At 64.1% G+C, this 20,449-nt stretch carries 18 protein-coding genes and 1 riboswitch; of the genes, 9 read left to right on the top strand and 9 right to left on the bottom strand.

Going from position 1 to position 20,449, the window contains the following annotated elements; genetic code table 11:
• The first annotated feature begins 2 nt into the window (after nt 1–2).
• The 4 genes from BRAD3257_RS24700 (at nt 3) to BRAD3257_RS41140 (ending at nt 4,300) form a co-directional block, all read left to right on the top strand.
• On the top strand, nt 3–1,016 hold the full coding sequence (locus tag BRAD3257_RS24700) for an ABC transporter ATP-binding protein (RefSeq protein WP_162500348.1): 1,014 nt from the start codon (nt 3–5) through the stop codon (nt 1,014–1,016).
• A complete protein-coding gene (locus tag BRAD3257_RS24695; protein ID WP_122404010.1) occupies nt 1,013–2,017 on the top strand; it encodes an ABC transporter ATP-binding protein in 1,005 nt (334 codons plus the stop codon). The genes BRAD3257_RS24700 and BRAD3257_RS24695 overlap by 4 nt, the downstream gene beginning before the upstream one ends.
• Nucleotides 2,018–2,072: 55 nt before the next feature.
• Nucleotides 2,073–3,569 (top strand): ABC transporter substrate-binding protein, encoded by a 1,497-nt coding sequence (locus BRAD3257_RS24690; RefSeq protein WP_122404009.1) that lies wholly within the window; start codon nt 2,073–2,075, stop codon nt 3,567–3,569.
• 527 nt (nt 3,570–4,096) lie between these two features.
• Nucleotides 4,097–4,300, top strand: coding sequence for an amidase family protein (locus tag BRAD3257_RS41140; RefSeq protein ID WP_244607683.1), 204 nt, complete (start codon nt 4,097–4,099; stop codon nt 4,298–4,300).
• A gap of 28 nt (nt 4,301–4,328) precedes the next feature.
• On the opposite strand, the gene BRAD3257_RS24680 is transcribed toward BRAD3257_RS41140, so the two are convergent.
• Both BRAD3257_RS24680 and BRAD3257_RS24675 read right to left on the bottom strand, forming a co-directional pair.
• Nucleotides 4,329–5,708: an FAD-dependent oxidoreductase gene (locus BRAD3257_RS24680; protein ID WP_145987022.1), complete on the bottom strand. Its 1,380-nt coding sequence runs from the start codon at nt 5,706–5,708 to the stop codon at nt 4,329–4,331.
• 935 nt (nt 5,709–6,643) lie between these two features.
• Nucleotides 6,644–6,970, bottom strand: coding sequence for a nuclear transport factor 2 family protein (locus BRAD3257_RS24675; protein WP_122404007.1), 327 nt, complete (start codon nt 6,968–6,970; stop codon nt 6,644–6,646).
• 161 nt (nt 6,971–7,131) lie between these two features.
• On the opposite strand from BRAD3257_RS24675, the gene BRAD3257_RS24670 reads away from it, so the two are divergent.
• Nucleotides 7,132–10,749, top strand: coding sequence for a LuxR C-terminal-related transcriptional regulator (locus BRAD3257_RS24670; protein WP_122404006.1), 3,618 nt, complete (start codon nt 7,132–7,134; stop codon nt 10,747–10,749).
• Between the two features lie 48 nt (nt 10,750–10,797).
• Here the strand turns inward: BRAD3257_RS24670 and BRAD3257_RS24665 are convergent, their stop codons facing one another.
• Both BRAD3257_RS24665 and BRAD3257_RS24660 read right to left on the bottom strand, forming a co-directional pair.
• Nucleotides 10,798–11,424, bottom strand: a complete 627-nt coding sequence (locus tag BRAD3257_RS24665; RefSeq protein ID WP_122404005.1) for an alpha/beta hydrolase — start codon at nt 11,422–11,424, stop codon at nt 10,798–10,800.
• Nucleotides 11,421–12,359, bottom strand: a complete 939-nt coding sequence (locus BRAD3257_RS24660; protein ID WP_122404004.1) for a ring-cleaving dioxygenase — start codon at nt 12,357–12,359, stop codon at nt 11,421–11,423. Before BRAD3257_RS24660 ends, BRAD3257_RS24665 begins: the two co-directional genes overlap by 4 nt.
• Before the next feature lie 128 nt (nt 12,360–12,487).
• On the opposite strand from BRAD3257_RS24660, the gene BRAD3257_RS24655 reads away from it, so the two are divergent.
• Nucleotides 12,488–13,417 carry a LysR family transcriptional regulator gene (locus BRAD3257_RS24655; RefSeq protein WP_162500347.1) on the top strand — a complete coding sequence of 310 codons (930 nt, stop codon included), beginning with the start codon at nt 12,488–12,490 and terminating at the stop codon, nt 13,415–13,417.
• A 206-nt stretch (nt 13,418–13,623) separates the two neighbouring features.
• Nucleotides 13,624–13,995 (top strand): hypothetical protein, encoded by a 372-nt coding sequence (locus tag BRAD3257_RS39780; protein WP_160118839.1) that lies wholly within the window; start codon nt 13,624–13,626, stop codon nt 13,993–13,995.
• 100 nt (nt 13,996–14,095) lie between these two features.
• Here the strand turns inward: BRAD3257_RS39780 and bluB are convergent, their stop codons facing one another.
• Genes bluB through cobU form a run of 3 tightly spaced genes read right to left on the bottom strand, consistent with a single transcriptional unit; the run spans nt 14,096 to nt 16,015 of the window.
• Nucleotides 14,096–14,728: a 5,6-dimethylbenzimidazole synthase gene (bluB, locus tag BRAD3257_RS24650; protein ID WP_122404003.1), complete on the bottom strand. Its 633-nt coding sequence runs from the start codon at nt 14,726–14,728 to the stop codon at nt 14,096–14,098.
• A 4-nt stretch (nt 14,729–14,732) separates the two neighbouring features.
• Nucleotides 14,733–15,515 (bottom strand): adenosylcobinamide-GDP ribazoletransferase, encoded by a 783-nt coding sequence (gene cobS / locus BRAD3257_RS24645; RefSeq protein WP_122404002.1) that lies wholly within the window; start codon nt 15,513–15,515, stop codon nt 14,733–14,735.
• The gene (cobU, locus tag BRAD3257_RS24640) at nt 15,512–16,015 is read right to left on the bottom strand and encodes a bifunctional adenosylcobinamide kinase/adenosylcobinamide-phosphate guanylyltransferase (protein WP_122404001.1); all 504 of its coding nucleotides are present in this window, start codon (nt 16,013–16,015) and stop codon (nt 15,512–15,514) included. Before cobU ends, cobS begins: the two co-directional genes overlap by 4 nt.
• Before the next feature lie 120 nt (nt 16,016–16,135).
• Here cobU and cbiB point away from each other — a divergent pair, with 120 nt between their 5' ends.
• Nucleotides 16,136–17,077, top strand: coding sequence for an adenosylcobinamide-phosphate synthase CbiB (gene cbiB / locus BRAD3257_RS24635; protein WP_162500346.1), 942 nt, complete (start codon nt 16,136–16,138; stop codon nt 17,075–17,077).
• A gap of 11 nt (nt 17,078–17,088) precedes the next feature.
• The gene (cobD, locus tag BRAD3257_RS24630; RefSeq protein ID WP_162500345.1) at nt 17,089–18,054 is read left to right on the top strand and encodes a threonine-phosphate decarboxylase CobD; all 966 of its coding nucleotides are present in this window, start codon (nt 17,089–17,091) and stop codon (nt 18,052–18,054) included.
• Here the strand turns inward: cobD and BRAD3257_RS24625 are convergent.
• Nucleotides 18,043–19,494, bottom strand: a complete 1,452-nt coding sequence (locus BRAD3257_RS24625) for a cobyric acid synthase (protein WP_122403999.1) — start codon at nt 19,492–19,494, stop codon at nt 18,043–18,045. The genes cobD and BRAD3257_RS24625 overlap by 12 nt on opposite strands.
• A gap of 4 nt (nt 19,495–19,498) precedes the next feature.
• Nucleotides 19,499–20,134 carry a cob(I)yrinic acid a,c-diamide adenosyltransferase gene (gene cobO / locus BRAD3257_RS24620; protein WP_122403998.1) on the bottom strand — a complete coding sequence of 212 codons (636 nt, stop codon included), beginning with the start codon at nt 20,132–20,134 and terminating at the stop codon, nt 19,499–19,501.
• A 40-nt stretch (nt 20,135–20,174) separates the two neighbouring features.
• Nucleotides 20,175–20,394: riboswitch (cobalamin riboswitch) on the top strand.
• Nucleotides 20,395–20,449 lie beyond the last annotated feature (55 nt).

Genomic DNA, 20,449 nt, shown 5'->3' with positions numbered 1-20,449 from the left:
CGATGGGCGAGCGCTCCAACGTGCCGCTGATCGAAGTCGAAAATCTCGGCGTCCGCCTCAACACCAGCCGCGGGCCGGCACGGGCTGTGCGCGGCGTCAGCTTCGCTCTCGAGCGTGGTGAGACCCTCGGGCTCGTCGGCGAGTCCGGCTGCGGCAAGTCGGTCACGGCATTGTCGTTGATGGGGCTGCTGCCGGACAGCGCGGCCGTCACCGGCAGCATCAAGCTGGACGGCGACGAGCTCGTCGGACTCTCGGATGCCGATTATTGCCGCCTGCGCGGCAACCGCATCAGCATGATCTTCCAGGAGCCGATGACCGCGCTCAATCCAATGCACACGATCGGCAACCAGGTCGCCGAGCCGCTGCGGCGGCATAAGAAATACTCGGCGGCGCAGGCGCGGCGCGAGACCATCGCCTTGCTCGACCGCGTCGGGCTGCCCGACCCCGCGCGGCGCGTCGACGCCTATCCGCACCAGTTCTCGGGCGGCCAGCGCCAGCGCATCACCATCGCGATGGCGCTGGCCTGCGAACCGGACCTCCTAATCGCGGATGAGCCGACTACGGCGCTCGACGTCACCATCCAGGGCCAGATCCTCGACCTCGTCGCCGATCTTGTCGAGGAGCGCGGCATGTCGATGATCCTCATCTCGCACGATCTCGGCGTCATCGCCGAGAACGTGCAGCGCATGATGGTGATGTATGGCGGCACCGTCGTCGAGAGCGGGCCGACCGACGAGGTGTTCCGCCGCATGGGACATCCCTACACGCAGGGCCTGTTCCGCGCTCGGCCGAAGCTCGGCGCGCGCAAGGGCACGCGGCTGAAGACGATCTCGGGCACGGTGCCGGAGCTCGCCGATCTGCCGTCCGGCTGCACCTTTTCCGATCGCTGTCCGCTCGTGATTGACCAATGTCGCGCCGCACTGCCGCCGATGGTGGATGTCGGCCCCGGCCATCTGGTGCGCTGCATCCGGACGGACGTCTCGATGGCTGAGCCTGTCGGAGCGCTGACCGCATGAGCACCGCGCCGCTTCTCGATGTCAGGGATCTCGAGCAGCGCTACACGCTGCCGCGGGAAAGCCTGTTTCGCCCGCCAGGGCAGGTGCGCGCGCTCAACGGCGTCAGCGTGCAGGTCCAGGCCGGCAAGAGCCTCGGCATCGTCGGCGAATCCGGCTCCGGCAAGTCCACCTTCGCGCGCCTTGTGATGGCGCTGGAGCGGCCGACGTCGGGCCAGGTCGCGCTGCTCGGCCGTGATCTCAATCGTATCCCGGCTGACGAACTGCGCCGCGCCCGCCGTGATTTCCAGATGGTGTTCCAGGACCCTTACGGCTCGCTTGATCCGCGTCAGACCATCGCGCGGATCGTTTCCGAGCCGCTGACCGTGCTGGAAGGCGCCGACCGCACCACCTTCCGCGACCGTGTCGCGGCTGTGCTGCGCCAGGTCGGCTTGCGTGACGCCGACATTGACAAATATCCGCACGAATTCTCGGGCGGCCAGCGCCAGCGCATCGCCATTGCGCGTGCGCTGATCACGCAGCCGAAGCTGATCGTCGCCGACGAGCCGGTCTCCGCGCTCGACGTCTCCGTGCAGGCCCAGGTGCTCAACCTGATGCAGGACCTCCAGGAGCAGTTCGGCCTCAGCTACATCCTGATCAGCCACGATCTCGCCGTCGTCGACTATCTCTGCGACGAAGTCGCGGTGATGTATCTCGGCCGCATCGTCGAGCAGGGGCGCCCCGAAGATCTGTTCGAGTGCTGCGCCCATCCCTATACGCGGGCGCTCTTGGATGCGGTGCCGCGGGCGCGTGCCGGGGGTAGCCGGCGCCGGCGCGGGGCCCAGGCGATCGCCTCGCAATCGGCGGCAGCGGCCGGATGCCCCTATGCATCGCGCTGCACCCTTGCCGACCAGCATTGCCGCGAGGTTCCGCCTGCGTTACGCAAGATGGGCGAGGGGCACCTTGCCGCCTGCCACAAGGCCGAGACCGTGATGGCGTTGCCGCAGGCGGCCGTGGAAGGTTAATGTCCGGAGCAGGATTAGCGTAGGCTTGAGAACGGAACAGGCTGGGGAGTTGCGCATGTTCAGGAAACTATCGATCGTCGCATTTGCTGCTGCGCTCGTCATGGCGCCTTTGCCGGCGCTGGCGCAGAGCAAGAAGGACAGCGTCGTCATGGCGATGGCGCTGGAGCCGCCGGGCCTCGATCCCACCAATGCCGCCGCCGCCGCGATTGCCGAGGTCACGCTCTACAACATCTATGAGACCCTGACCAAGATCAACGAGGACGGCTCGGTCTCGCCGCTGCTCGCCGAGAGCTGGACCGCTTCGCCGGATTTGAAGACCTATACGTTCAAGCTGCGCAAGGGCGTCAAATTCCAGAACGGCGAACCCTTCGATTCTGCGGCCGTGAAATTCTCGTTCGAGCGCAACGCCGCGCCGAACAGCACGAACAAGGACAAAAGCCTGTTCCAGGCTTTCGAGAAGGTCGACGCACCGGATGCCGACACGATCGTGATCACGGTGAAATATTCCGAGCCGAATCTGCCGTTCCTGCTGGGGCAGGCGAGCGGCTCGATCGTCGAGCCGAAGAGCGCAGCCACCAATGTGACGCAGCCGGTTGGCACCGGGCCTTATCAGCTTGGCGCCTGGGCGAAGGGTTCTTCGATCACTCTGACCAAATGGGCCGACTACCGCAACGCCGCCGCGGTCAAGTTGTCCAAGGTGACGATCCGCTTCATCTCCGATCCGGCGGCGCAGGTGGCGGCGCTGCTGTCGGGTGACGTGGACGCCTTCCCGCGCGTCGCCGCGGCGCGCGCCTTGGCACAGTTCAAGGCCGATCCGCGCTTCACAGTGCTGGTCGGCGGCTCCAGGGCCAAGACCATCCTCGCCATCAACCACCGCAAGAAGCCGCTGGACGACGTCCGCGTCCGCCGCGCCATCCTTGCCGCGATCGACCGCAAGGCGATGATCGACGGCGCCGTCGACGGCTTCGGGACGCCGATCGGCAGCTTCTACGTGCCGGGCGCGCTCGGCTACGTCGACACGACAGGCATCAATCCGTACGACCCCGAGAAGGCCAAGAAGCTGCTCACTGAAGCCGGCGTCACCACGCCGCTCGAATTGTCGCTGAAGCTGCCGCCGCCGTCCTATGCGAGGCAGGGCGGCGAGATCGCTGCCGCCCAGCTCGCCAAGGTCGGCATCGTCGCCAAAATCGAGAACGTCGAATGGGCGCAGTGGCTGTCGCAGGTGTTCGCGCCGAACGGTCCGCATAATTTCGACCTCACCATCGTCAGCCATGTCGAGCCATTCGACCTCGTCAAGATCACCGAGCCGGACTACTATCTCGGTTACAACAACGACAAGTTCAACGCGCTCTACAAGCAGATCGTCTCGACGCCGGACGAGGCTGCCCGCGCAAAGCTGCTCGGCGACGCCCAACGCATGCTCGCGACCGACGCCGTCTCCGCCTATCTGTACCAGCCGCAGCTCATCACCATCACCAGCAAGAAGCTGAAGGGCGTCTGGAAGGACGTCCCGCAATTCGAGAACGATTTCTCGACGTGGTATTGGGAGTAGGGCGGCGTCCGTTGCTGTGCCCTCTCCGCTCGTTGGAGAGGGCAGCTCCAAACAAAAATCTGAAAAACAACCCCATGCACAGTAGCCGGGTGTAGTCATTTCAATGGCTTGCGCGTTGCGTGATTGATGGTCGACGCGATGCGCCCTGACGTTGACCCGTCGGGCAAAACACTGGCATGATGGCATCGTCGGGTCTCATGGTGAGCGACGCGCCGTCAGGCGAGGCAGCCGTGCAGAAGCCATCCCGCCGCGATGCCGGCACTGTCGCGGTGGCCGTCAGCGCCGAGGCGCCGATCTCCCCAAGGCTCGATCAGGCGTCGATGCGATACCGCTCATGCTCTGGCCACTGGGCATGTCACGGCCACGGCGCTGGTCAAAGCCTATCTCGCGTGCATTGAGGCCTACGACCGCGACGAGCCCAAGCTCAACGCGGTACGCGCGCTCAATCCTGATGGAGTTCGCCGACATGCTCGCGATCGACATGCCCGCCGGCTATTCGTCCCTGGGCGGTCAGGTGAAGAACCCCTATGCGCCGCGCGCTGATGGACGATCACGGCATTCCGGTGGTGTCTCCGGGGGGATCGAGCTCGGCGGTCGCGGTGGCGGCCGGTCTGTGCGCGGCTTCGATCGGCACCGAGACTTCAGGCTCGCTGCTGCACTCCGCGAGCTTGAACGGCCTCGTCACCCCGGAGTCGACCGTCGGGCTGATCAGCCGTGCCGGACGCGACTGAATAAGGTGTTTGATTGGGGGGCCGGTCGCTACCGTGCTAAGCGGCTTGGCGCCCCCGACCAGGGTCGCTGTGCTGTATGTCCCCCATTCCACACTTTCAGCGCATTGGCTGGGCTTAGCAACGCCGTTGGCTGTTGCATAAGGTTGGCCACTTCCAAGAACTTGGTCGCCAGCGCGGCATCACGTTGCGCCGCTCGGTAAAACTTCGCTATGTACCAGTTGACAAAGCGCACCTGCGCCGTCCGCTTGCCCTCGACGCGCGGGTTTTGCAAATCACTGCCCACGACGATTTGCCAGGGAGCTTCAATGAACCGACTAGCCATCTGGAAGAAGCGGCGAGCAATTCCTTGCGTTCCGTTTGCCAAACACTCGCGCAAGGCCAGCGATTCCAGACAGGCTACCGTCATTCCTTGACCATAGGCTGGATCGAAGCTGCACAAGGCGTCGCCATACACCAGATAGCCTTCCGGAAAGCGGCGCAGCTTCTCGTAATGGCGTCGCAAGTTCGAAACAAACTTGTATGACGTAAGCGGAGTAAGTGGTTCTGCATTCTGGATCACGTTGAATATTTCCGGCTGTTGCAAGCTGCGCGCAAACTCAAGGAAACCAGCATCATCCTCTGGCACTTGATCGTCCCTGTAACCGCCTAATGTCACAGTCCAACGTTCGCCCTCCTGTGGCAAAAGAGCACCGAAGCGAAAATCAGGCGAACACGCTGCCATGATGACGAACTTCCTGCCATGCAAACAATTCGTCATATGTTCGGGTTTGAGACGATAGAAGCGGGTCACATAGCCAAGATTGACAGTGATCTGCTCCTCTGGCGGCTTTGCGAAACCAAACGCACTCAGCCATGCGGGGCTCGATGATCCGCGACCGCTGGTATCAACCACGAGATCGGCGTCTATTGTTTCCCGGTCATGCGAACCATTTTTTGATTGGACGCGAACGCCAGTGACGCGGCCCGATAGTCGATCAAACACCGGCTCCACAACGTCACGTCGCTCCCACACCCGAATATTGGATAGTTGAACGAGCCGCCGTCTCACGAAGCCTTCCAGCGTCGGTCGGCTCACCCCGAGCCCGACCATCTTGCTGGGGGTGTTGTGAAGATAGACGCCGTAGTTGAACCAAAGCCCATCGTTGACGAGGTCCGCAGGTACTGCTCCCTGAGCAATCATTCCCTCGGTAAAGCCGGGAAACGACTGCTCAAGTATCTCGCGCCCACGAGCAAGCAATCCGTGCGTATGCCGTCCTTGCGGAACGCCTTTGCGAGGATCAGGCAAATCCGGAAGCGCATCACGCTCAAGTACGGTCACTTCGTCGAAATGATCCGCCAAAGCGCGAGCGGCCAACAGACCACCCATTCCCGCGCCCACCACGATCGCGTGCTTGCCAACGTGTGCCATCGACCTCTCCCAGCACTTACTTGACCGCAGGACGAAACGTTGAACATTCGCCGGTACCATCGATCGGGCCCGGTCCAGCATCCTCTTAGATGCTGGGTGCGTGATCGAGTCAGCTCCAACTGCGTTGGTGATTTTTCATCGCTAGTGATTCAGGCTTGCTTCACGGCTCTCGGAAAAGTGTTTCGCAAGGGCGGATTTCGGTTTCATGCCATTTGCGCGACGAGTCCAAAGGCTAAGCAGAATACCGTTCGTGGACGTGCCAAGGGGAGTGGGTGATCCTAAGCGGCCTTTCGGCCCTCATATGAGGCAATGAGCCTGACGTATTGAAAGCCGATTTTTCACCATGGTAGATTACCACTTTATCCCGATTGGTTTGAAGCCGTCCTGTAGTGCTTTTTTGTACTGTGGAGGACATTTATGCGAAGCTCTCGCGCAATCCTTTATTTGCAACGACTTGGTGAACTCGCCTCTCAGCTCTCAGAACTGGAAGATCTTCGAAGTCTAGTCGCAGATGCAGAGCGCGCCGCCCGCGGTGCGCCTGCATTGCGCTCCAGACGCCATGCTTCGCGCTCCCTCCGAGGTTGTGATCTCGGCGCCTCGTCGGTCCGTCTCCGTCGCTACTCGCCACCAAGCAGAGGTGCAGGAGGTCTCAGGCCCCCTCACAACGACAACCAAATCGATTGGATGTTGCTTGCGCCATTTCCCGACGGATGGTGGGCTTCCCCCTAAGCTCTTCAACGGCTGCTAGTGAATCAAGTTTTCTCGTCCGCTTATTGCCCATCGCGGCCAACACCGCCCGCTGCCTAACCGTCAGCGATGAGGGGTAGACCGGGTGCGGCCGAGCTTCGCACCAAACCGTCGAGAATGACCCATTTGAGACTCTCGGATTTGCGCCAAGGACGTCCGCCAAGCAGATTGGCGCCGGACCCGCAGCTCTAGTGTGAGGGACCGCAGCTCAGCTCCTTGATCCTCCCGGCGGCGTCAAACGCAAAATGCGCAGTCATGACACCAGTACTGGTGCTGTACGAGATAATGATGCTGTCCTGGGAGAGATTGAGATCGTCCAACTTGCCTGCCGGATAGTCTCGGAGGCGCTCGACCCAATAGGCACGAAGTGCCTCGCGGCCGGTAATGGTTTTGGCGCCGCCACAGCCGCAATGAACCACGGCATCTTCGGCATACATGTCCAGGATCGCCTCGAGATCGCCCGCGCGATAGGCATCGAGCCAGTCAATCGCAACGGCCATCGGGTCAAATGACATATTTTTTCTTTTTTCTCACCTAAACGCCGTCAAAGCTTGCGACTTTAGGTAGGGTTAACCCCGCTAAGCCTCTTTCTCCGAGCAGTTAATTGTATTTTAATACCCTCACCCGGCCCCGGCCATATGCCGAAACTCATAGATGCCGGGCCGAGGCAGAGTCCATGTTAGACGTGACTGCCAAGCAGGGGATATCCGCGCGCATCCGGCTCGTGATCGGAGATCGACAACCGATCGTGCTACAGGGGCTGAGATCGGTGCTCGGGGCACAGCATGACTTCGACGTCGTCGCATCGTCCAGCGACGGGACGAGCTGTCTCGAGGCAATCCGGAACTTGGCGCCCGACATCGCGCTTCTTGCTGACACCCTGCCAGATCTGACGGCAACCGAGATCCTCGCGATTGCGAAAGCTGAGAACCTTGCCACGCGCCTGGTGTTCTTTACCGAGTCCGAATCCGACCGCGGTCTAACCGCAGCGATCGCTGCCGGCACCTGCTGCGCAATTTCGAAGTATGCCTCCCCCGACAGCATGCTGCGATCACTGCGGCTGATGATGAAGCGCAGTGTCTCGCCCGAGCAGTTCGAGCTCTCGCCAACCGGCAACGACGCTGACGGGGGCAGCAAAATTGAGAAAATGCTGGAGCTCTTGACGCAGCGCGAACGTCAAATTGTACGACTAGTGTCGGAAGGAATGTCGAACAAGGAGATCGCGCGCCAGCTGGACGTTTCTCCAGGAACAGTCAAAGTACACCTCTACAATATATTTCAGAAGCTTGAGATCACCAACAGAACCGTACTCGCGACCCTCGCGTTGCTGCAGCGCCCCTCCGGCTTCGGCACGCTCGCGTTGGCCTTTCTGGCGATCGCCATCGCGGACGAACTCAAGGCGTCGGAAGCGAACGATATGCTTCCGAATGACGACGGCATCGGCCACGCGGGAGAGCACGCCGAATATGAGCCTTGGAAAAAAGCCATTCTCCGCCACCTCGTCGTCTGGGAATCCTCCGAGCCGCCTCCGCTCATCCAGCGAGAGTTTTCTGCCAAGCTGAGCCGAGTCACGAGCCCGGCGGCGGCAACGGAGGCGCTGCACGCGGCCGAACAATCCGCAGGCGCGAAAGCGTGGAAAGACCACGGTCCTGCTGGATCGAGCGCGTCGAATCTTGCTCCGCTCTCGCTGCGGGGAATGAACGGCATACAGATTGGAGGTGACCCGACCCCGGAACATCAAATCCCGCGGCCTGCGTCCAATCCGACGTCGGTTCACGGAGAGTATGGCACCTTCGCCGCTCTCGCCGGCGCGCTGATCTACGCGCTGCACGATCCTCATCTCGCCGCCGCGCAGACGCATGACGCGGCTCATGGATCGATCGACAGCTTCCAGGCCGTCACCGGAGAGAATGCCACCACGAAAGTTGCCGCGATCAACAATGCTGACGCTCATCATGTCGACAACTCGGTCGCGGGTTTCCCTTCGCACGAGGCCCACCTGCCTTCCGCGTTCCTGACCACTGGAAACGATGGCGTCGCCGGAGAAGGCGCTCGGAGCCAAATGAGCGATGACGCCGCGGGTGACAACCTCCAAAAAACGTCCGGCTTGGTGGAGCTTGGTCACGATGCCAGTCTTGGCAGAGATGGCCGCGATCAACTGACGGGCGGCAACGTTGAAAAGGTTGTTCACCGTTCCTCGACCGATTCCAGTGCCACCTCGTCCGACGTTGTGTTCGATTTCGCATCCGGGCCGAGCAGGATCAATCTTGCAGCTTTCGGAGCGCTTGCCTGGTTGCATATGACCGCGGCAAGCAAGTCCATACCGCCACACACACTCGCCTGGATCTACGACTCCGCAAGCAATGAAACGATCGTCTATGTGAATCCGACCGATCATGTTCTCGATGTCGGGGATCGCAGCCTGCTGGAAATCCATCTGCAGGGGATTGTGTCCATTGCGGACGCGGATCCCGTCCATCAGCTGGAAGGCACGGCTGTCGCGATCACCTTGGAGGAGCTCGAAGGAGCGCTGATATCGGTGGCCGCAACCGATGAGACTGTCCAGAGTGCGGACAATGTCCATGGCATCGTCGGCGAGGACACAGCCGGGGCGGATGGAGTCTGGAACACGCTCGCCGACGACGGCTTGAGGTTTCACTTCGGGCAGACGCGGGCCGGTTCAGGAGCGTCGACGAAGTTCAGGACCGTCACCGCCGATTCGGCGGCTGCAACGGAAGAGAGGGATGGTGCCTCTCACGTCTCGGTCCGCGGTTCATCAATCGAGCCTGCTCATAGCGCGATGGCTGCGGCAGCTGGAAATCTCACGTTCAAGAGTGAGCCGGAGAAGGCGGACACCGGCATTTTGTCGCCTGTGCCGAACGAGGTGGTCGGACCGAGCGTCGCAGCGGCCGCTGACGCGGACCGCGGCAACTCGCAGCACGCATCGGAGCCAGAGTCTGCAAAGCCGGCAGCCACGGAGTCGGCTAAAGCCGACTCCAAACCGGGCAAAGGCGACGGCAATGAAGCCGAGCATCACGCTTCGGCTTCGAAGGCCACGCCGGGGTCGGCGAAGAAGGCAGAACCAGGTGGCGCGGAACACGGCAATTCGGGGCACGATTCACGCTCAGCCGCTGCAAGCGCACCGGCAGCATCCGAGATCGTCGAACCGGGTGTCGCAATGGCCGACACCAAGGGCCGCGGTAACTCCGAGCACGCTTCGGAGCCGGGGTCTGCACAGGCGGCCACAGGGTTGACTGAAAAGGGCAACGGCGTCGGCAATGGCGCCGAGCATCACGCTCCGGCTTCGGACGCTTCGCGAGGTTCGGCGAAGACGGCAGAGCAAGGTGGCGTGGCACACGGCCATTCGGGGCACGATTCACACTCACCCGCTGCAAACGCATCGGAGGCAGCCGAGATCGTCGGACCGAGCGTCGCAACCGCCGAGAAGGCGGGCCACAGTAACGCGCACCACGCCGAGCCAGGCTCTGCGAAGGCGGCAGCCGCAGAGATGGACGAAGCGAGGTCCGCACCGGGCAGCGGCGCAGGTAATGACAATGGGCATCATTCCTCGGCTTCGGACGGTTCGCGAGGGGCGGCGAAGACGGCAGAACCAAGCGGCGTCGAACATGGCAACTCGGGCCACGATCCACACCCAAGCCCTGCAAACGCACCGGAAGCAGCCGAGACCGCCGAACCGAGCGTCGCAACGACCGACGGCGCGGGCCGCGGTAATTCGCAGCACAGTTCGGAGCCAGGGTCTGCAAAGCTAGCGGCCACGGAGTTGACTGAAGCTGGTTTCACACCGGGCAATGGCGCCGAGCATCACGCTCCGGCTTCGGATGCTGCGAGCGCGTCAGCCGCAGTGGCGACGGCAGAACCGGCCGCCGCGGCACACGGCAGCTCGGGGCACTCAACCGCTGCAAACACGCCGGAAGCAGGCGAGATTGCTGCACCGAGTGTTGCAGCCGGCGGTGACGCTGGAGGCGGAAACGCGCAGCAGGCTGCGCAATCTGCTGCATCAGAAGCCGCACAGCCGGCTAAAGCTGCTTCCAAGATCGGCGGCGCGGATCAAGAACTGGTGTTCCGCTTCGATGGTGAGACAGCTCCTTCCACTTCCGTCGCGGCAGTCGAGCTTAAACGAGTTCATGATCCGCACGTTCCGCTCGGTCAGGAAGGAGACCTCGAGATGATCGTCAAAATGGCGCCTCAGGCCCCGGTCGAGCACACCGCCGACCACGGCACTAATGGTCCGCATCACGGCATTGTACCCGCGCCTCACGACTTGCTGATTTGAAGCGTTGCATCGCGGCGCACCGTTCGAAAACGATGCGCCGCCATGTGATCATGCGGCCTCGGCGTCGACCTTGCCGATCCAGTCGCGGGCCAAAGTCACGTCGGCTTGTGACAATTGATGGCCAGCCGGCAGGACCTCGTGCGTCACGCTCGCGCCTGCTTGCGAGAGCAGAGCCGCTAGCCGTGCCGAGTTGCTCGCCGGCACGATCGGATCGCCCTGTCCCGAGAGGAGCAGAACGGGCTTGCCTGCAAGGTCGGCGTTCGGCGGATCCGACAGCGGCACCATGGCGCGCAGCAGGATCGCGCCGGACAACACCTCGGGCTTCAGCAGCAACAGCGCGGCTGCAATGTTGGCGCCGTTGGAGAAGCCGACCGCGACCGGCGCGGCGATGCCATATTGCTTCCGCGCCTCCGCGACGAACTCGCCGAGCTCGATCGCGCGTCGCCGCACGTCCGCCTCGTCGAACACGCCTTCAGCCAGACGCCGGAAGAAGCGCGGCATGCCGTGCTCGAGCACGCGGCCGCGCGGCGAGAGCAGGGCCGAGCCGGGCGAGATCACCTTGCCGAGCCCGAGCAGGTCGTTCTCGTCGCCGCCGGTGCCGTGCAGCAGCAGCAGAGGAGGAGAGCCCGCGTTGATCGCGGGCTCGAAGCGATGGATGAATGCGGTTTCGGTCATGACGCGGTCTCTTCCAGGCTCGGCAAGACCCCTTCGATCTGCTTGCGATGTTGTTCGAGGAAGCTCGGCAGCTTCAGGTCACGTCCGAGCGTGGCGACGGGCTCGTCGACGGCGAAGCCGGGGATGTCGGTCGCGATCTCGAACAGCACGCCGCCGGGCTCGCGGAAGTAGATCGAGCGGAAGTAGTTGCGGTCGCGCTGCTCGGTCGGGTGCAGGCCGTGATTGCTCACGAGCCTCGCGGCCATCTTGCTCTGTTCGGCATCGTCGGCCGCACGGAAGGCAATGTGGTGCACCGAGCCGCCGCCCTGATGTCCCCGCAGGAAACCCTTGGCCTCGTAGATGTCGACGATGCTGCCTTCGGCATCGCCCGGCGCCTTGAAGCGGATCACCAAGCCTTCTCGTCCCATTTCCTTGAAGCCGAACACGTCGGTGAGGACGGCAGCCGTCTTCGCCGCGCTGTCGAGCAGCAAAGTCACCCCGTGGAAGCCGCGGATCGCGTGCTCGGCCGGCACGTCGCCATTGCTCCAGCCGGGCTCGTTCTCCGCGCCGGGGATGCCGACGAGGGCCAGCGCCATGCCATCGGGGTCGGTGAACGGCAGCACGGACTCGCCGAAGCGCTTCTCCAGCGCCTCGTAGCGAATGCCCTTCTCGGTAAAGCGCTGCGTCCAATAGCCGAGCGAGCGTTGCGGCACGCGGAAGGCGGTCTGATGGGTCTCGCCGACGCCGCGGCGCCCGGCCGGAACGCCGGCCCAGGGGAAGAAGGTCAGGATCGTGCCGGGGCGGCCGGTCTCGTCGCCATAATAGAAGTGATAGGTGCCCGGATCGTCGAAATTGACCGTCTTCTTGACGAAGCGCAGCCCGAGATCCCGGGTGTAGAAGCCGAAATTGCGGATGGGGTCTCCGGCGATCGCGGTGACATGGTGCAGTCCAGACATTGTCGTCCTCCAGATTCGGGAAGCGGTCTTGCTCTGCGTGGAAATATCGTTGCGCTTTGGATTGGAGACAATCCATGCAAATATGACGGCTATGTCTACGATTTGGAAACAATCTGCGGGCTCGCCCCTTGGATAAGCTCGGCAGCCTTCGGGCCTTCGTGAAGGTGGTCGAAAGCGGCAGCTTTGCCGAGGCCGGTCGGCAGCTGCGGCTGTCGCGCTCGGCGATCAGCAAATACATCGCAGATCTCGAGGAGAGCCTCGGGGTCCAGCTCCTGAACCGGACCACGCGGCACGCGAGTCCGACCGAGAACGGCCAGCGCTACTTCGAGCGCGCGGTCGTGATCCTCTCGGAGATCGAGGCGGCCGACCAGGCGGTGACGCAGGCCCAGTCGGCGCCGCGCGGGCTGCTCCGCGTCAATGCGCCGATGTCGTTCGGCACCATGCGGCTCGGGCCGGTGCTGGCCGATTTCATGGCGCGTTATCCCGAGCTTCAGCTTCAGATCGTGCTCAGCGACGATCTGCTCGATCCCGTCCAGGATGGATTCGACGTGACGCTGCGGATCGCGGAGCTGGAATCGTCCAGCTTGATCGCGCGCAAAATCATGCCGGTGGCGCGCATGATCTGCGCTTCGCCGGATTATCTCGCGCGGCATGGCACACCAAAGCATCCGCAGGATCTGCGTGAGCACGCTTCACTCACCTACGGCTTCCTGCTCACGGGCAACCAGTGGAAGCTTACCGGCAGTGACGGCGACCACTGGATCCAGCCGGCCTGGTCGCTCTGCGTCAATAACGCCGAAGTGCTGCGCGACGTCGCGATCAAGGGCAGGGGGCTGGCGCTGCTGCCGGAGTTCATCGCCGCCGATGCTTTCCGGAAGGGCGAACTGCGCGTTGTGCTGAACGACTATTCTGCGCCGCCGCTCGCGCTCTACGCGGTATATCCGCCGACGCGGCATTTATCGGTGAAGGTGCGGCTGTTCATCGATTTCCTCGTCGAGCGGTTTGGGCGCGACGTGGACGAAGCCGGCGGGCGCAGACGCGCGGAGGCTGGGCCGTGAACTACCGAAGAGCGCCTTCGAAGCAAGCCTTGGTCAGCTTGATCAGATCGCCCGTTTCGACGCACGTGTGGGTGTTGGCCCGGCCGACGGCACATCGCCGGCCGGGCGACCTGCTGAAGAAGAATTGGGGGCGCAAGATTGATCCTGTACCAGCTGGTTGGATGCAGTCCGCAGCCCGGCCTGAGCGCTGATTTGCTGTGACGACCATGTCACGGACCGACGCGGTCACCCCACTGGTCCCGATCGTAGGCCTGCAGGATGCGGACAAAATCAGCCATGCTGGATTGATCTCGGTGTTCGGCCACAGCGGCCACCTGAATATCGGATGCAGGCTGGTTCGCCTGCCAAAACCGTACGAGGAGATCGGCGATGTTTCTCATGGCGTTCTCTCAGCACCAACTGTGACGGTCGACACCAAGAGCGGCATCCTGCCGCTCGATCAGGAGTCCGGCGGGCGCTACGCCGCCGGACCTGTCTTGCAATTGCCGGCTCGCGGGACCGGTTCCGTTGCCCTTCACTGTGTGCTCGTAGATAGCAAGAGCACTTGGTTGTCGCCATTGTGCGGGGGTATGTCGTGAACATACTGACGTAGGGTCAGCCGCTATGCGGCGACTTTGGTCGCGCGAGCGCTGCTCGCGGGGCGGAGCAGGTCGATCTGAAGCCGTTCGAGCGCTGGGCCTAGCGGCGCAGCGTGAACTCGTCGGCGCCTCGTCGATGCTCCCACTTCGCCTGCTCCAGCTCGGGCCGGTCGCATTCGGCTTCCGGATAGCCGATGCAGAGATAGGCGATGAATTTCCAGGAGTGCGGCACATCGAGAATGGCGTGGATCCGATCCGGGCTCAGGATCGACACCCAGCCGATGCCGATACCGTCGGCGCGCGCGGAAAGCCACATCGCCGTGATGGCGGCGACCACGGAATATTCTGTTGTCTCCGGCATGGTCGCACGGCCGAGGCCATGACCGATGCTGCTGGCCTTGTCCGCGAACACGGCGAGATGACCGGGAGCCTGGTCGAGGCCTGACAATTTCAGCGTGGCGTATCGCGCTGCGCGGTCGCCGAAATAACAATTCAGCGCGTCGGCATTGCATGCCTTGAAATCGTCGGTCACGGCCCGGCGCCGCGCGGCGTCATCGACAGTGACGAAGCGCCAGGGCTGGCTGAGGCCGACCGAAGGCGAGAGGCAGGCCGTCTCGATCAGGCGTTCAATTGCACCCTCCGGCAATGGATCGCTGCGAAAGCGGCGCACGTCGCGACGCCACACAAACAGCTCGCGCAAGTGCTGGCGGAAGGTATCGTCGAACTCGACCATGAGGTCAGCGTCCCATCTGGAAGGAGGCGGCCACGAGCAGGATCAGGATCTCGCCCGTCTGCTCGAACGCGCCGAGGACGTCGCCGGTCTGCCCGCCGATCTGGCGGATGGCAAGCCGCGCCAGCATGAGGCCGGCAAGCGATAGCAGGATCAGTCCGACCAGCGCCTTGCCCGGCCCCAACGCCAGGGCAAGCGCGAGCGTTCCAAGCGCGAAGGCAATGGCGATGCTGCCGCCCGGCGGCGCTCCGGCGCTGGCCGATAGGCCGTCAGGTCTCGCAGGCGGCACCAGCGACATGAAGGCCGGCACGCCGGCGCGGGCAGCAGTTTGCGCCGCGCACAGTGCGAACGCGACGGCGAGGGGATCGGCGATGGTCGCGAGCGCACCCCAGCGCAAGCCGAACGACAGGATCAGTGCGCAGACGCCATAGGTCCCGATCCGGCTGTCGCGCATGATCTCGAGCTTGCGCTCACGCGTACGGCCGCCGCCGAGTCCGTCCGCGGTATCGGCAAGCCCGTCCTCGTGCAGCGCGCCGGTGATGAGGGCGGTCGTCGCCAGCGCGAGCAGGGCGGCAAGGTTCGGTGTCAGTCCGAACCGGATGGAGATCTTGTAGACCAAGGCGCCGGCGAGGCCGACCAGCAGTCCCGCGACGGGTAGCGCCCAGGTCGCGCGCGCGATCGCTCCGTCACCGGCGGGCTTCGACGATGCGACGGGCAGGATCGTCACGAATGATGCTGCGATTCGAAGATCGGCGACGACGTCCCGCAAGAGTTCGGCGCGCGGCATCATTTCAGTTTCATCGGCAGGCCGGCGACGACGAATTCGACCTCGTCAGCGACATCGGCAATGATCTGATTCATGATCCCGGCGGCATCGCGGAAGCTGCGCGCCAGTGCGTTGTCGGGCACGATGCCGAGGCCGACCTCGTTGGTGACGAGAACAGCCGGGCTCTTCAGCCGGGGCAGGGCGCCGGCAAGCGCATTCACCTCGTGCTCCCAGTCGCGCTCCGCATGCATCAGGTTGGAGAGCCAGAGTGTCAGGCAGTCCACCAGCCGTGCGCCGCCGCCATCGGTTGCGAGCAGCGCGGGCACGAGATCAAGCGGCACCTCGCGCTCGATCCAATCGCTTCCGCGCCGCGCGCGGTGTCTTGCGATGCGTTCCTCCATTTCGCCATCGAGCGCCTCGGCCGTCGCGATGTAGACCGGCTGGCCGGGAAAGGCGCGCGTGCGCGTTTCCGCACGCTTGCTCTTGCCCGATCGCGCTCCGCCCGTGATCAAGATGGTGGTCATCAAGGTCTCCCGTGAGCCTGACTAACCATCAATCGTGACCAAAGACAAAGCCGAAATCAGGGGGCGAGGGGCTTGCGCTCCGCCCTCGCTTTGCGCAACAGGGGCGGACAGGAGGCGGGTGTGGGCTTTGCGGGTGCGATGGTGGTGGCGATGGCGGTGGATGCCCTTCTGGGCTGGCCCGCCCCGCTGTTCGCGCGGATCGGCCATCCCGTCACCTGGCTCGGCCGGCTGATTGCCGCCATCGACGCCGCCTGGAATCGTGCGTCCGATCCGCCGGCGTGGCGCCGAGCTGCTGGCGTCGCCGGAGCACTGGTGGTGATTGCGCTCTCAGTTGCGCTCGGCTGGATCGTTCAATCGGTGCTCTCGCTGGGCTGGATCCAGATCATGTTGATTGGCATCCTGGCCTGGCCATTGGTCGCGCTGCGCTCGCTCCATGATCACGTTGCCGCCGTCGCGATGCCGTTGCAGGCGGGCGACATCGCCGCCGCACGCGAGGCGGTATCGCGCATCGTCGGCCGCGATCCCACAGCGCTCGATGAAGCCGGCATCGCGCGCGCGGCGATCGAGAGCCTTGCCGAGAACTCCTCCGACGGCATCGTCGCGCCGGTGTTCTGGGGCGCGCTGTTCGGTCTGCCCGGCATCTTCGGCTACAAGGCCATCAACACGCTGGACTCCATGATCGGTCATCGCAGCGAACGACATGAAGCCTTTGGGTGGGCGGCGGCGCGCATCGACGATCTCGCCAATTTCATTCCGGCGCGCCTGACCGGATTCCTGTTCGTGCTGCTGGCGTCAAGGCGATCGGAGGCGCTGTCGTGCATGGCGCGCGATGCGCGCCGGCATCGTTCGCCGAATGCCGGCTGGCCGGAAGCGGCGATGGCGGGGGCGCTCGGCGTGCGGCTCAGTGGTCCCCGCATCTACCACGGCAGCGCGACCGACGAGCCCTGGCTGAACCAAGGCGCGCGCGATCCGCGCGCCGCCGATATCACGGAGGCGCTGACGGTCTACCGCCGCGCCATGATGCTGCTCGCCGCCCTCCTTGCGATCCTCGCCTTCGCGTGACAGAACGAGGCATGCGCGAGCACGGTGGAAATCTCGATCTGGCCCAGCAGCGGTTTGGCGGCCGCGCGGAGGATTGGATCGATCTGTCGACGGGGATCAATCGGTTGCCTTATCCCGTGGGCGAGGTGAACTCGCGCGCGTGGAGCGCGCTGCCGTCGCGCGCCGAGATCGATGCCTTGCATCAGGCCGCGCGGCAGGCCTATCGCACGCGTGCACCGGTCGTTGCGATGGGCGGCGCGCAAGCCGCCATTCAATTGCTGCCACGCCTGACGTCGCCCGGTCGCGCGCGCATCCTTGCGCCGACCTACAATGAATATGCAGGGGTGCTGTCGGCTGCAGGCTGGGATGTCCAGGAGGTGACGGAGCTCGATGCGCTGGCGGGCGCGGATCTCGCCATCGTTGTCAATCCCAACAATCCCGATGGCCGGCGTCATTCGCCAAAGGATCTGCTCGCACTGCTGCCGCGTGTCGGCCGCCTCGTGATCGACGAGAGCTTTGCCGATGCCGTTCCGCAATTATCGCTTGCGCCGGAGGCGGATCGGCCGGAACTATTGGTGCTGCGCTCGTTCGGAAAATTTTATGGTCTTGCCGGCCTCCGGCTTGGCTTCGCAATCGGCAATGCGGCCGACGTTGTGAAGCTTACGGCGATGACGGGTCCATGGCCGGTGTCGGGCGCGGCGATTGCGATCGGCTGCCGGGCTTTGCGCGATGATGCCTGGGCCGAGGCCACGTCGGCGCGGCTCGCCCGCGACTGTGTTCGTCTCGACACCATGGTGCTGTCGCAAGGCTGGCGGCTCGTCGGCGGGACGCCGCTGTTTCGTCTTTACCAGACCCCCGACGCGCTAGCCGCGCAGGAGAGGCTCGCGCGTGGCCAGATATGGTCCCGCGTCTTTGCGCAAACGCCAGCATGGCTGCGCCTCGGGCTTCCCGGCAGCGAAGCCGAATGGGCGCGCCTTGGCGAGGTCCTAGCGCGCTAGCGCGAGCAGGCCTTCGACGTCGAGATGCTTTTCGATGTGATCGGCCAGCGCCTCGAGCGCGCTCTCGATCCTGGCATGATAGGGCTCTTCGCCCGCGGGAATGTCGAGCTTGGCCAAAAATGCCTTGCGGAAATCATCCGACGTGAACAGGCCATGCAGATAGCTGCCTTGCACGCGGCCATCCGGCGAGATCGCGCCTTCCGGCTCGCCATTCAGCTTCGCGAACGGGCGGACGCGATCGGGGCCGTCGGTGCGGCCGATGTGGATCTCATAGGCCTCGATCGGCTGCTCTGTGACGGCATGCGCGGCCGCGACGCGCGTCAGCGTCTTCTGCGGGCTCATCACGGTCTCGACATCGAGAAGCCCGAGGCCCGGCGTGTCGCCCGCCGGACCTTCGATGCCGTCGGGATCGGCCACGCTGCGGCCGAGCATCTGATAGCCGCCGCAGAGGCCGAGCACATGGCCGCCGCGACGATGGTGCGCGAGCAGATCGATGTCCCAGCCCTGCGCGCGCAGGAAGGCGAGATCGCCGCGGGTGGATTTCGAGCCGGGGATGATGACAAGCCTGACATCGCCGGGAATTGCTTCGCCCGGACGGACCATGACGAGATCGACGCCTGGTTCGAGCTTGAGCGGATCGAGATCGTCGAAATTGGCAATGCGCGACAGTGCGAGGCAGGCGATCTTGCACTGGCCCGGCTTGCGCGCATCGCTCAGGCCCAGCGCGTCCTCGGCTGGCAGCTCGCCGGCGCGCGCGAACCAGGGCAGCACGCCGAGGCCACGCCACGACGTCTTCTGTTCGATCAGCCTGTAGCCGTCGTCGAACAACGTGGGGTCGCCGCGGAACTTGTTGATGACAAAGCCACAGATCATCGCGGCATCGTCGGGGTCGATCACCGTCTTGATGCCGACGAGCTGGGCGATGACGCCGCCGCGATCGATGTCGCCGATCAGCACCACCGGCACGTCCGCCTTGCGGGCGAAGCCCATATTGGCGATGTCGGACTTGCGCAGGTTCACCTCCGCCGGACTGCCGGCGCCTTCCACCAGCACGAGATCGGCGCGCGCCTTCAGGCGCTCAAAACTCTCCAACACCGCGCTCATCAGCGAGGGCTTCATTGCGGCATAGTCGCGAGCTCGCGCAGTTGCGATGCGCTTGCCGTGGACGACGATTTGTGCGCCGACGTCGGTCTCTGGCTTCAGCAGCACCGGGTTCATGTCGGTGTGCGGCTCGACGCCGGCGGCGAGCGCCTGGAGCGCCTGGGCGCGGCCGATCTCGCCGCCATCGACGGTGACGGCGGCATTGTTGGACATGTTCTGCGGCTTGAACGGGAGCACGCGCAGGCCGCGGCGCGTGAAGGCGCGGGCAAGACCGGCGACGATGAGCGATTTGCCCACGTCCGAGCCGGCGCCCTGGATCATCAATGCGCGCGCCGTCATGCCTTCAGAACTCGATGCCGGCCTGCGCTTTGATGCCGGAGCGGAAGGGGTGCTTGACCAGCGTCATCTCGGTCACGAGGTCTGCGATCTCGATCAGCTCGTCCTTGGCGTTGCGTCCGGTGAGCACGACATGCGTCATCGGCGGCTTCTGCGTCCTCAGGAACTCGACGACCTCGGCGATGTCGAGATAGTCGTAGCGCAGCGCTATGTTGATCTCGTCGAGCACGACCATGCGCAAGTGCTCGTCGAGAATCAGCTCCTTGGCCTTCTCCCAGCCGGCGCGTGCGGCGGCGATGTCGCGGGCGCGGTCCTGCGTCTCCCAGGTGAAGCCTTCGCCCATGGCGTGGAACTGGCAGAGATCGCCGAAATGGCCGGTGAGCAGGCGTCGCTCGCCGGTATCCCAGGCGCCCTTGATGAACTGCACGACCGCGCAGGGCAAGCCGTGGGCGACGCAGCGGACGATCATGCCGAAGGCAGAGGAGGATTTTCCCTTGCCGGCACCGGTGTGGACGATGATGAGGCCCTTTTCGCCGCTCTTGGTCGCCATGATCTTGTCGCGGGCAGCCTTCTTCTTCGCCATTTTCTGGGCGTGCCGGGTGTCGGTTTCCTCAGCTGTTTGGGTATCCGGTTCAGGCGTCATCGGTCCCGGTCCTTCGGCTTGACAAGTGGCGGCCACCGGCAAATGGTGGCCGGGCGTTGGTTCCTGTCCTATGACAGGCGAAGAGGGAATGCGATAGGGTCCGAATCGGCAAGATTTGGGTCCAAAATGCAGCCGCCCCCGCGACCGTGACCGGAGAGATGCCCGAAGCCACTGATTCCCTTGGAATCGGGAAGGCGGGGATCGAAGGGCGAAAACCCTGCTCCGCAAGCCGGGAGACCTGCCAGCGCGAACGTGTTTTGGACCGGCGGACGGGGTGTTCCGCGACGGGGAAGCGGGCCCTCAGGAGAACGGTCC

The sequence above is a fragment of the Bradyrhizobium vignae genome (genome assembly GCF_900324035.1).
Classification (GTDB): Bacteria; Pseudomonadota; Alphaproteobacteria; order Rhizobiales; family Xanthobacteraceae; genus Bradyrhizobium; species Bradyrhizobium vignae.
The sequence above is the reverse complement of the archived record's forward strand: the minus strand, read 5'-3'. Positions and strand labels throughout refer to the sequence as shown.

Excerpts from the sequence above, each read along its gene's own strand:
- bluB (WP_122404003.1), bottom strand. The coding sequence starts at position 14,728 with ATGGTCGAGTTCGACGATACCTTCCGCCAGCACTTGCGCGAGCTGTTT.
- cobO (WP_122403998.1), bottom strand. The coding sequence starts at position 20,134 with ATGACGCCTGAACCGGATACCCAAACAGCTGAGGAAACCGACACCCGG.
- cobS (WP_122404002.1), bottom strand. The coding sequence starts at position 15,515 with ATGATGCCGCGCGCCGAACTCTTGCGGGACGTCGTCGCCGATCTTCGA.
- BRAD3257_RS24680 (WP_145987022.1), bottom strand. The coding sequence starts at position 5,708 with ATGGCACACGTTGGCAAGCACGCGATCGTGGTGGGCGCGGGAATGGGT.
- BRAD3257_RS24670 (WP_122404006.1), top strand. The coding sequence starts at position 7,132 with ATGTTAGACGTGACTGCCAAGCAGGGGATATCCGCGCGCATCCGGCTC.
- BRAD3257_RS24660 (WP_122404004.1), bottom strand. The coding sequence starts at position 12,359 with ATGTCTGGACTGCACCATGTCACCGCGATCGCCGGAGACCCCATCCGC.
- BRAD3257_RS24695 (WP_122404010.1), top strand. The coding sequence starts at position 1,013 with ATGAGCACCGCGCCGCTTCTCGATGTCAGGGATCTCGAGCAGCGCTAC.
- BRAD3257_RS24665 (WP_122404005.1), bottom strand. The coding sequence starts at position 11,424 with ATGACCGAAACCGCATTCATCCATCGCTTCGAGCCCGCGATCAACGCG.
- BRAD3257_RS24625 (WP_122403999.1), bottom strand. The coding sequence starts at position 19,494 with ATGACGGCGCGCGCATTGATGATCCAGGGCGCCGGCTCGGACGTGGGC.
- BRAD3257_RS24700 (WP_162500348.1), top strand. The coding sequence starts at position 3 with ATGGGCGAGCGCTCCAACGTGCCGCTGATCGAAGTCGAAAATCTCGGC.
- BRAD3257_RS41140 (WP_244607683.1), top strand. The coding sequence starts at position 4,097 with ATGCGCCGCGCGCTGATGGACGATCACGGCATTCCGGTGGTGTCTCCG.
- cobD (WP_162500345.1), top strand. The coding sequence starts at position 17,089 with ATGCGCGAGCACGGTGGAAATCTCGATCTGGCCCAGCAGCGGTTTGGC.
- BRAD3257_RS24675 (WP_122404007.1), bottom strand. The coding sequence starts at position 6,970 with ATGTCATTTGACCCGATGGCCGTTGCGATTGACTGGCTCGATGCCTAT.
- BRAD3257_RS24690 (WP_122404009.1), top strand. The coding sequence starts at position 2,073 with ATGTTCAGGAAACTATCGATCGTCGCATTTGCTGCTGCGCTCGTCATG.
- cobU (WP_122404001.1), bottom strand. The coding sequence starts at position 16,015 with ATGACCACCATCTTGATCACGGGCGGAGCGCGATCGGGCAAGAGCAAG.
- BRAD3257_RS39780 (WP_160118839.1), top strand. The coding sequence starts at position 13,624 with ATGTCACGGACCGACGCGGTCACCCCACTGGTCCCGATCGTAGGCCTG.